Source organism: Corynebacterium sp. MSK218, assembly GCF_030232655.1.
In the GTDB taxonomy this organism is placed as follows: Bacteria; Actinomycetota; Actinomycetes; order Mycobacteriales; family Mycobacteriaceae; genus Corynebacterium.
The window spans coordinates 58,129-66,905 of record NZ_JASPGN010000015.1 but is presented as its reverse complement, the minus strand read 5'-3'; the positions used below and the strand labels follow the sequence as shown (position 1 = coordinate 66,905).

Below are 8,777 nucleotides of genomic sequence, written 5' to 3'. Positions count from 1 at the left end.
TTGTACTTTTGGAACAGCTTATAGCCTAGTGGCAGGCTACGCTGCTGAAATGAAAGATCTCATTGCTGACCTTGCGGAGTATCCATGAATATCGTCAAACTCTTTTCCTTCTCCCTAGCCTGTGTATTTACTGTGTTAGGGTTTTGTCCTGTTGTGGCCGTCGCTGCAGATAATGACTTCGCTTCATTGCGGGCAAGCAGTACAGTGCCGGTGAATGATAATCGTATTGCGGCTGTGTGGTCCGTAGCTCCGAGTTTGGATGACTCACAGCAACAACGTGTTCGGCGTGATTGCACTGCAAGCTATGCAGGGGACAATTTCTGGTTGACTGCGCATCACTGCGTCTCTGATTCACCTTTTATGGATGGTTTTCTCCGCCAATCAGATGGTGAAGTTGCAGGTATCGCTGCTATGTATACCAAGTCTTCTACTGAAGATATTGCGCTGATTAAAGTCGGGGACGGAATCAACGCCGATTCATTTACCTTGGCCACAGAGGCGTTGAAAATCGGGGATCAAGCCATACTTACTGGTTATGGTCAACCTCATGACTATGCTTCTTCGGCGTCAACAGTCATTTCCGAAAAAGTAGACTCCCTGAACTTCGGAAACGTTACGTATACAGATCTGTTGAAAGGAAAATCGTCAACGCCTTCACGATCCTGTGGTGGAGATTCAGGAGCACCTGTCTACAAAGACAACACTCTCTATGCAATACACACTGCCGGCGGATTTAACCCAGAATGCACCGATGGACAAGATAGGCCCATGTGGCATACAAACCTTCCCCCAAGGGCTAACTGGGTACATGAAACCATCAACTCTAACGCGGGACTTTCACCGCAAGAAAAAGTTAAAGCAGAAAACGGCCTTAAGTATGCTCCCGCTGCAGCTCCCCCGCCTGTTGCCCCCTACATCAGACCGTGACAAAGCCCCTCACGACACCTAGGAGTTTCTGCCTCATCCGGAATGCGGCCCAGTATCCATTTGTTGCGCAATCCACCAAGCCAAGGGGCGCCATGGTGGCAGAGCCAAACAGGGCCAAAGCAAAGGCGCCATGTGAAGACCCCAACGCTAAACCGGCTCTTACCTGGTACTCTAAGCGGGGATTTCCGCCAATTACCGCAGAGATTGAGGATGACTAATGCGGATGGATAAAGATCCAAAGTTTATTCGCTTTCCAGAATCTCTGTGGGCTTTTGCCACCATATTCCCTCGGATATTATTGAAAAACATGGAGTTGAACACTTTTTCGATTATGGATATTTGTGGCTCTATTCAATATTGGGAGTAATCCTCTTTGGCATTTCCATGATCATGGATGAAAAAGCGGTATCTCCTTGGATGCATCGTGTGCGTTCCATTTTCCTCTTTGCTGCAACGATAGCTATTACAGCTTTCTTCCCTAGCTTGGTTGGGCGAATAGTCGTGGTGTTCCTAGCCGTCTGCTACCTTTTCTGGCCCAATAACCATTTAGTCTTTCGTCAGTCAGCGGCATGATCGGTATTTTAAGTGGAGTTAGCAGTCTATTAATCGCTCGATAAAGAGTGATAGGATCTTGCTAAACTGTCCACCAAAATTTGGCCACAGTACTCATGCGGGTACTGCGGCCAAATCGGCGCATCTATCAAAAAGGGTACATAAGGGTTAAGTAGCTCTTAACTGTGGAGTTGTGACGCCTTGAGAGTGCCAGGGAGATTTGGATTCAGAATCCCGTCCCAAGGAGTTATTGAAATCAAGGCAAGCCCAGGGAAAGCTCGGAGAACTTCAGAATGAGCTCACGCTACGCACGCCAGGAAACCCTGTGGGGAACCTCCACACAGCAACGACTTCGCTCTTCCACCGTCGCAGTCATCGGCGCCGGCGGCTTGGGCTCGCCTGCCCTGCTCTACCTGGCAGGCGCTGGCGTGGGGCGCATCCTGCTTTTCGACGACGACACCGTCTCCCTCTCCAACCTGCACCGTCAGGTCATCCACACCACGGCGACCGTGGGCCAGCCCAAAACCGAATCCGCCGCTGCGGCTTTGAGTGCCCTCAACCCGGAGTGCACCGTCGAGCAGTTCTCACGCCTGACACCCGATACCGCCCTCGACCAGCTGCGCGGTGCTGACCTCATCATGGACGGCACCGATAACTTCTACTCCCGCCACCTCGCCTCCTGGGCTGCCCACGAACTGGGCATTCCGCACGTGTGGGCCTCGCTTTTGGGCTACGACGCGCAGCTCACTGTCTTCCACTCCGGCCACGGCCCGGTCTACGAGGACCTCTTCCCCACCGATCCGCAGGTGCCCTCCTGTTCGCAGGCCGGCGTGATGGGACCGGTCGTCGGCGTGGCTGGTTCCGCCCTAGCGGTGGAGGCGCTCAAGCTCCTCACCGGCATCGGCACCCCGCTCATCGGCACGCTGGGCTACTACGATTCCCTCGCCGGGACCTGGGAGTACATCCCCGTGCGCGCGAACGGCGCCACCCCGGCGCGCCCCGACAACCCCACCGACGTTCGCGAGATCCCAGAAGACGCCACGCTCATCGACGTCCGCACCTCCCCCGAACGCGCCACCTCCCTCATCCCCGGCTCACAGCATCTCCCGCTCGATGACATCCTCGCCGGCCACAACCCACCCCTAAAATCTGAGGACCTCGCCGTCCTCTACTGCGCCAGCGGCCTGCGCTCCTCTCAGGCCGTCGAGGCCCTACGCGCCCGCGGCTTCAGCAACGTCTACTCACTGCGCGGCGGCATCGACGCCTGGCAAGAGCACATCTCCGAACTCGAGGCCGAGGCCACCGCCGCCCGCCGAGGCGATCTGGAGACCATCTCTCTCGATGACCTAGAAGCCGAGCAGGGCGTGGCCGACTAGTTTCACGCCGCGGGGTGCGAAAGCCTTCCGAAAGTTAGACAGGCCACGCGGAAGAGAGTCAGCAGGTTTCTTCGCTAAACGGCAGAACTCGATGACTCGCGCTCGCGCGGCAAGGGTCTCGTGGGGGATAAATCCGGTCTGTGGCGCTGGCGAGTCGAGGACTACCGCGTTATCGCGGCAATATACGAAAACACAGTCACGGTCACCGTTGTTGACTTAGGTCACCGACGCGAAGTCTACGATTAATCAGCCAGCGGGTCGGTTCCGCCGAGCTTCATCTCGAAACGCTCGTAGTCCTCTAGGTTCGCAAAGTGCCGCGAGTAGAGATCGCAATCGCGGTCTACATAACCATAGAGGGCTGGCGCAACATCCACGATGTGCCGTACCTTCACGTCCTCACCATCAGCCTGCTCGTTCGCCATCGCTTCAACGCGTTCTCGAGCCTTCTCGTCCGACTCCGCATACACAATATAAAAGTCCTCACGGAAGAAGCTTTGGGGAGATGAACTGGACTTTTTAGCAAGTTCCATCACGACAATTCCAACATAAGGTTCCATTGCCGGCTACTGTCCTTTCCGGTTCTTGGTCAGCTTGGACTCAACTCTACCTGCTCACCCAGACCACGTAGCGTGGAAAAAGTCAGCCGGTCGCCCTTTAAGTTCATTGCCATGAAGACCCATTCCGCGCCCGCGGCTTCAGCAACGTCTACTCACTGCGCGGCGGCATCGACGCCTGGCAAGAACACTTCTCTGAGCTTGAGTCCGAGGCCGAAACCGCACGCCGCGGCGATTTGGAGACCATCTCTCCGGATGACCTAGAAGCCGAGCAGGACCTGGACGACTAGCGTCACGCCACTGGCCATGAGATTCTCTACCCCTCAGCTGGCGGTTCCACCTTCTCGACGCCCCTGCCGCATGGTCCCTTTAGTTTGGTCCCCATACTCTGGTCCCTACTCACTGTAAAGGGACCTTTTACAGCCAGTTTCTTGTACCCAGATGGTCCCTTTACCCAGTGAAAGGACCAAAGTAGAGAGACCAATTTGAAGGGACCATCTTTGCCCCCTTCATCGACCAATCAGCCCCCAAGAGTCCGTACTACTTGCCCCACAAAGGGTTCCCCTCACATGGTTCTAGTCAGATGGTTTGTTTGCACCCAAACGAACCATCTACCTAGGTGCAGATGGTTTACTTGCTCCCAAGCGAACCTTATGAAGGGAACCATGTAAGAATCCGACTCCCGCAGCGCAGCCAACAACGGGGCACCTTGTAAGCTCACTGCCATGAGAAGCCGCCAGTATTACGTCGCCACCGTTGTGGTGTGTGCTCTCACGCTGGTGTACATGCTGCTGCGCTGGGACTCGGTCCCCGATCCCATCCCGGTCCACTTCGATGGTTCGGGCAACCCGGACCACTTCGAGCCGAAGTCTTACCTCAACGCAACGGTCCTGGTTTGGATCGGCATCGTGTTCGCCATTGCGCTGCCACTGTGCGTGCCGCCGGTCTCGCTGGCACGAAGGACCATGGCGGTTCCACTAGAGTCAGCTCTTCCGTTCTCCGAGGCCACCGCACAGCGCGCGGAGCTACTCACTGTAAAGACCACCACGTTCATTGCCCAGACAGTCCTTACCATGACGGCTTGCCTGTGCCTCACTGCGGTCTGCACCGTCATTCCGGATATCCCCTTCTCAGGCTTTCTCCTCGTGGTCGCGTGGATAGCCTTCACCGTGTTCGTCATGGTTCAGGGCGTCCGATTAACGCTGAAATCTGCGAAGGACGTGAAAGCGATACCAACCGACGATGATGAACAGGTTCGCAACGAAGCACTCCGCTTTGCCGGTGGCATGGGAGTCTACAAAGAACCTAAAGACCCGATGTGCATGGCAGTCTTTTCCATGAATCCTTCGAAGCTCCAGATCAACACCGCACACGAACCTGGCCGCCGCTACCTGTGGCGCATGGGCATCGCTCTCGCCGCATCCATAGCATTCTGCGTGCTCATCACCGTACGCTAGATGCATGGAGCACCTGTTTGAGCGCGCACACTCGATTCTTTCTGATGCCGCCCACGTCGAAGTGTTCACCGGCGCGGGTATGAGCGCGGATAGCGGCATCGCCACATACCGCGATGCGCAGACGGGCGTCTGGGAGAATGTGGATCCGGTGGCGATGGCGTCGATAAGCGCATGGCGTACCGAGCCTAAGCCCATGTTCGCCTGGTACCTGTGGCGCGCCCAGCTGGCGCAGCGGGCCGCGCCCAACGCCGGGCACCGCGCAATTGCTGCCGCACGTGGCATGACGGTGACCACGCAAAACATCGATAACCTGCACGAGCGCGCCGGAAGCCAAGACGTGGTTCACCTGCACGGCTCCTTGTTCTCCTTCCGCTGCACCGATTGCGATACGCCATATGACGAGGACATTGCACTGCCGAACGAACCGGTCGAGAGCATCACTCCACCCGAGTGCCCCGTATGCGGTGGGCTCGTGCGCCCGGGCGTCGTATGGTTCGGCGAAGCCCTGCCCGACGACGAATGGGCCGAGGCCGAGCGCCGCATGTCCACCGCGGACGCGCTGCTCATCGTGGGCACCTCCGGCGTGGTCTACCCCGCCGCCGGCCTGCCACAGATTGCCCACGCGCGCGGCATCCCCATCGTGGAAGTCACCCCGCAGCCCACGGACCTCTCGCCGCTTGCCAGCGTGGTGGTCACCGCCACCGCAGCGGAGGCGCTGCCTCGCATCTTAGCGGGGCGAATCGATGGCAAAGACAAGTAGCAACCAGAAATCCCGCAGCCCTTGCCCACCGAAATGTACAAGATGTACATTTGCAGTATGAAAACGATGTCAGTGGCGTCGAGCCAATTCCGCCAATCCCAAAGCCAGATTCTTGACGAGGCACAGCACACACCCGTCGCCATCACTAGCCGTGGAAGTCGTGTTCGCGCTTTTGTCGTCTCTCCTTCATTTTTCGCTCGCGCAGTCGAAGCACTGGAAGATCGTGAAGATGTTCAGGCCGCTGAACTTGCCCGAGGAGAGTCCGTAGAGATTTCACACGAAGACCTTAAAAAAGAACTGGGCCTCACCTAATCGCCTTCTATGGCTAACTCCACTTATCGCATCACCTATAAGGCATCCGCAGCCAAGGAGCTACGCAAGATCGACAGGCCGACACAAAGGCGACTACTTGCTGCAATCGAAGACTTGGCCGTTACCCCTCGCCCGGATGGAGTAAAGAAGCTAAAAGCCTCAGACGACTTGTACAGAATTCGAGTCGGACACTATCGCGTGGTTTATGAAATCTTAGACGGAAAACTCGTGGTGCTGGTCCTACGCGTTGCTCACCGACGAGATGTTTACCGGAAATAGGAAAAATTCCTCTCAGACAAACAAACCCGGCTCCCCCTGCCAGAAGGTGAATACTCCACTTAGATCGGAAGATAGTTCTTACACATCCAGATCGATGTCGTGCTCCTTAGCCTTTCCCTCCAGCACTTGCTCATAAGACTCCAGTAGCCGGCGAGCATTGACTGGGGAGCCGAAAAGATAATCAGTCTCTACCCACGCCGAATAGTTATCCTCTGACATCACGAAACCGCCTTCCTTACCACAACCATTATTCCCCCGAGAGGAGGTAAACCCATGCTCTACCTTGTTCCAGGAGCCTTAGCGGGAATCACCTTTTACGCCATTCTCACAGCAGTGAGCTGGGCCATCGGGAAAGCCTGGCCACAACGACGTCTAGGCGCACATAGCCGGTTAGCCATCCACTGCCTTGCCGCAGTTGCATTTTCAATTTTTCTCGCTTTGCCTGGCGGCGGCGGAAACTGGGCCACCCACCTGCAAATTAGCGGATTCCTACTGGCAGGATGCATTCTGAGCTTCATTACGGCCGCACAGGAAAAGAAGCAAAGCCGCTACCAATGACCCCCAAAAAATTGGCGGAGGCGGCGGGATTTGAACCCGCGGTGAGTTTCCCCACGCTGGTTTTCAAGACCAGTGCATTCGGCCGCTCTGCCACGCCTCCTCGTCACGCGTCAGCATGCACCGCGCGCAACACGTTCAGAGTACTAGACTCCGCCGCGGGAGAAGAATTCGCCTCATCACGTCACCGACTATGGCCTCACGACCGCAGGTTCGTCAGTGCTGCTCGTCGTGCTGATTGCTTTGCGACGCCGCGGGTGCACCATCAGACTCCTCATGCTGAATGCGCGAGACATGCAGTCGGGCGTGGGCGATGGCGTCGAGAGTGTCGTCAAAAACGTGATTCTCGTGCGCAAGCTGGTCGAATACGCCGAGTTCGCGCAACACCGGAACATGTTCGGGCTTCGTAGCTGAGAGTAGAACTCGGGTGCCGTGACGTTCAAGGCGCCCGATCGTGTCGGCGAGCATCTGGGCGCCAGTGGCGTCGATCGTCGTGACGTAGCGCATGCGGAGCACGACAACCTTGACCGACGAGGCATCAGCGAGATCGAGGAGGAAATCGTGCGCTGCGCCAAAAAAGAGTGGGCCTTCCAAGCGGAAGGCGGCGATGTGCTCGTCGAGAAGCTCGCGTTCCTTGTCGCGGTGGTCTCCCGTCTCCAGTGGGGCGGCCTCTAACACCGCCGTGCGGGCGGTATCGCGCAGCGCGAAGAAGCCCGCTATAACAAGACCGATGAGCACTGCGACGACAAGGTCAAACACGACGGTGGCGGCAGCCGTGATGAGCAGGGTAGCCCCGTCACCCTTGGTGGCGCGTATCACCGAGCGGATATTCCGCGGGTGGATCATCTGGATCGCAGTGGCGATGAGTACACCGGCGAGCGCGGCGAGAGGGATCTCGCCCACCCACTGGGCCGCGACGAGTACGGCGAGGAGCAGGAGCAGCGAATGGAACACCGCTGCCAGGCGCGTACCCGCGCCTGCTCGCACGTTGACAGCAGTTCGGGCGATCGCGGCGGTTGCGGGAATCCCGCCGAACAAGGGCGCGACGACGTTGGCCACGCCCTGCCCAAAGAGCTCGCGGTCAGGATCGTGCCGGTCACCGACGGTCATTGCGTCGGCAACCGTCGCGGACAGCAACGATTCCAACGCACCGAGCGCTGCGACGGCGACCGCCGCTAACAGCAAGGAATCCAGGTGCTCCCACGGGATCTGTGGCAAGCGCGGGGCGGGCAACGTCGACGGGATGTAGCCGATAGTCTTCAGACCGCCGTCTGCCAGCATGTTGATGGCCGTCGCGGCAGCTACCAACACCAGCGCCGCGGGAAAGCCACTACGAATGCGGGCAGCAACCACGATTCCGGCCGCCACCGCGAGGGTCATAACGGGTGCCTGCCATACCGGAGCATCTAACCAAGCTTTGATTGCGTCCCACGCCAACCCGAGGACTTTCTCGCCATCTACGTCAACACCGAGTGCTGCAGGTAGCTGTTGGAGGCCGATGATCACCGCAATACCGGCTGTGAAACCTTCAACGACAGGCAAAGGCATGTACTTCATCGCGCGGCCAGCGCCGGTGAATGCCAGCAAGAGCAGCATGAGCCCCGCCAGCACGCCGACGACGAGCACCCCATCGGCACCATGGTCGGCCACGATGGGGATGAGCACCACGGTCATTGCGCCGGTCGGGCCGCTTACCTGGACGTTGCTACCGCCGAAGACTGCGGCCAGGATGCCCGCGACGATGGCCGTCGTAATTCCGGCTGCCGCGCCGACACCGGACGCAACTCCGAAGCCGAGCGCGAGGGGGAGTGCAACGAGGGCCACCATGAGGCCTGCCGAGAGGTCGCGCCCGATCGTCGCGCGGGACCAGTCCGAGCGGCGCGGTGCGAAACGCAGGGCACGGGATCGGATGCCCACCTTGGAGACGGTGGAAGGGTAGGTCATACTACTTTCTTGCTCCTTAGAGGCTCAACGACATCCAAAGGATACACAAGGCGCCCTCCTT

General features: G+C 58.0%; 11 protein-coding genes and 1 tRNA gene. 8 read left to right on the top strand and 4 right to left on the bottom strand.

Annotated features, from left to right (window positions below; genetic code table 11):
* The first annotated feature begins 84 nt into the window (after nt 1–84).
* The 3 genes from QP922_RS11425 to QP922_RS11415 all read left to right on the top strand — a co-directional run bounded on the left by QP922_RS11425 (nt 85) and on the right by QP922_RS11415 (nt 3,101).
* On the top strand, nt 85–927 hold the full coding sequence (locus tag QP922_RS11425; protein WP_284809607.1) for a trypsin-like serine peptidase: 843 nt from the start codon (nt 85–87) through the stop codon (nt 925–927).
* 845 nt (nt 928–1,772) lie between these two features.
* On the top strand, nt 1,773–2,855 hold the full coding sequence (locus QP922_RS11420) for a ThiF family adenylyltransferase (RefSeq protein WP_284809605.1): 1,083 nt from the start codon (nt 1,773–1,775) through the stop codon (nt 2,853–2,855).
* A gap of 120 nt (nt 2,856–2,975) precedes the next feature.
* Nucleotides 2,976–3,101 (top strand): type II toxin-antitoxin system RelE family toxin, encoded by a 126-nt coding sequence (locus tag QP922_RS11415; protein WP_284809604.1) that lies wholly within the window; start codon nt 2,976–2,978, stop codon nt 3,099–3,101.
* On the opposite strand, the gene QP922_RS11410 is transcribed toward QP922_RS11415, so the two are convergent.
* A complete protein-coding gene (locus QP922_RS11410; RefSeq protein WP_070596302.1) occupies nt 3,098–3,412 on the bottom strand; it encodes a DUF4288 domain-containing protein in 315 nt (104 codons plus the stop codon). The genes QP922_RS11415 and QP922_RS11410 overlap by 4 nt on opposite strands.
* A 722-nt stretch (nt 3,413–4,134) precedes the next feature.
* Here QP922_RS11410 and QP922_RS11405 point away from each other — a divergent pair.
* Genes QP922_RS11405 through QP922_RS11390 form a run of 4 tightly spaced genes read left to right on the top strand, consistent with a single transcriptional unit; the run spans nt 4,135 to nt 6,217 of the window.
* The gene (locus tag QP922_RS11405; protein ID WP_284809601.1) at nt 4,135–4,866 is read left to right on the top strand and encodes a DUF1648 domain-containing protein; all 732 of its coding nucleotides are present in this window, start codon (nt 4,135–4,137) and stop codon (nt 4,864–4,866) included.
* 4 nt (nt 4,867–4,870) lie between these two features.
* On the top strand, nt 4,871–5,626 hold the full coding sequence (locus QP922_RS11400; protein ID WP_284809599.1) for an NAD-dependent deacylase: 756 nt from the start codon (nt 4,871–4,873) through the stop codon (nt 5,624–5,626).
* 57 nt (nt 5,627–5,683) lie between these two features.
* Nucleotides 5,684–5,938 carry a type II toxin-antitoxin system Phd/YefM family antitoxin gene (locus QP922_RS11395; protein WP_448314931.1) on the top strand — a complete coding sequence of 85 codons (255 nt, stop codon included), beginning with the start codon at nt 5,684–5,686 and terminating at the stop codon, nt 5,936–5,938.
* A 9-nt stretch (nt 5,939–5,947) separates the two neighbouring features.
* Nucleotides 5,948–6,217 carry a type II toxin-antitoxin system RelE family toxin gene (locus QP922_RS11390; RefSeq protein ID WP_284809597.1) on the top strand — a complete coding sequence of 90 codons (270 nt, stop codon included), beginning with the start codon at nt 5,948–5,950 and terminating at the stop codon, nt 6,215–6,217.
* Between the two features lie 78 nt (nt 6,218–6,295).
* On the opposite strand, the gene QP922_RS11385 is transcribed toward QP922_RS11390, so the two are convergent.
* The gene (locus QP922_RS11385) at nt 6,296–6,436 is read right to left on the bottom strand and encodes a type II toxin-antitoxin system Phd/YefM family antitoxin (RefSeq protein WP_284809595.1); all 141 of its coding nucleotides are present in this window, start codon (nt 6,434–6,436) and stop codon (nt 6,296–6,298) included.
* Between the two features lie 54 nt (nt 6,437–6,490).
* Between QP922_RS11385 and QP922_RS11380 the strand changes: the two genes are divergently transcribed.
* Complete coding sequence (locus tag QP922_RS11380; protein ID WP_284809594.1) at nt 6,491–6,775, top strand: hypothetical protein; 285 nt, start codon at nt 6,491–6,493, stop codon at nt 6,773–6,775.
* 12 nt (nt 6,776–6,787) lie between these two features.
* Here QP922_RS11380 and QP922_RS11375 read toward each other — a convergent pair.
* Together QP922_RS11375 and QP922_RS11370 are read right to left on the bottom strand one after the other, a co-directional pair.
* Nucleotides 6,788–6,875, bottom strand: a tRNA-Ser gene (locus QP922_RS11375).
* Nucleotides 6,876–6,988: 113 nt separating this feature from the next.
* Nucleotides 6,989–8,716, bottom strand: a complete 1,728-nt coding sequence (locus QP922_RS11370; RefSeq protein ID WP_284809593.1) for a SulP family inorganic anion transporter — start codon at nt 8,714–8,716, stop codon at nt 6,989–6,991.
* Nucleotides 8,717–8,777 lie beyond the last annotated feature (61 nt).

Bases quoted from the DNA above. Each gene is read 5' to 3' on its own strand.
- QP922_RS11425 (WP_284809607.1), top strand. From the start codon at position 85: ATGAATATCGTCAAACTCTTTTCCTTCTCCCTAGCCTGTGTATTTACT.
- QP922_RS11405 (WP_284809601.1), top strand. From the start codon at position 4,135: ATGAGAAGCCGCCAGTATTACGTCGCCACCGTTGTGGTGTGTGCTCTC.
- QP922_RS11390 (WP_284809597.1), top strand. From the start codon at position 5,948: ATGGCTAACTCCACTTATCGCATCACCTATAAGGCATCCGCAGCCAAG.
- QP922_RS11400 (WP_284809599.1), top strand. From the start codon at position 4,871: ATGGAGCACCTGTTTGAGCGCGCACACTCGATTCTTTCTGATGCCGCC.
- QP922_RS11395 (WP_448314931.1), top strand. From the start codon at position 5,684: ATGAAAACGATGTCAGTGGCGTCGAGCCAATTCCGCCAATCCCAAAGC.
- QP922_RS11410 (WP_070596302.1), bottom strand. From the start codon at position 3,412: ATGGAACCTTATGTTGGAATTGTCGTGATGGAACTTGCTAAAAAGTCC.
- QP922_RS11385 (WP_284809595.1), bottom strand. From the start codon at position 6,436: ATGTCAGAGGATAACTATTCGGCGTGGGTAGAGACTGATTATCTTTTC.
- QP922_RS11420 (WP_284809605.1), top strand. From the start codon at position 1,773: ATGAGCTCACGCTACGCACGCCAGGAAACCCTGTGGGGAACCTCCACA.
- QP922_RS11380 (WP_284809594.1), top strand. From the start codon at position 6,491: ATGCTCTACCTTGTTCCAGGAGCCTTAGCGGGAATCACCTTTTACGCC.
- QP922_RS11370 (WP_284809593.1), bottom strand. From the start codon at position 8,716: ATGACCTACCCTTCCACCGTCTCCAAGGTGGGCATCCGATCCCGTGCC.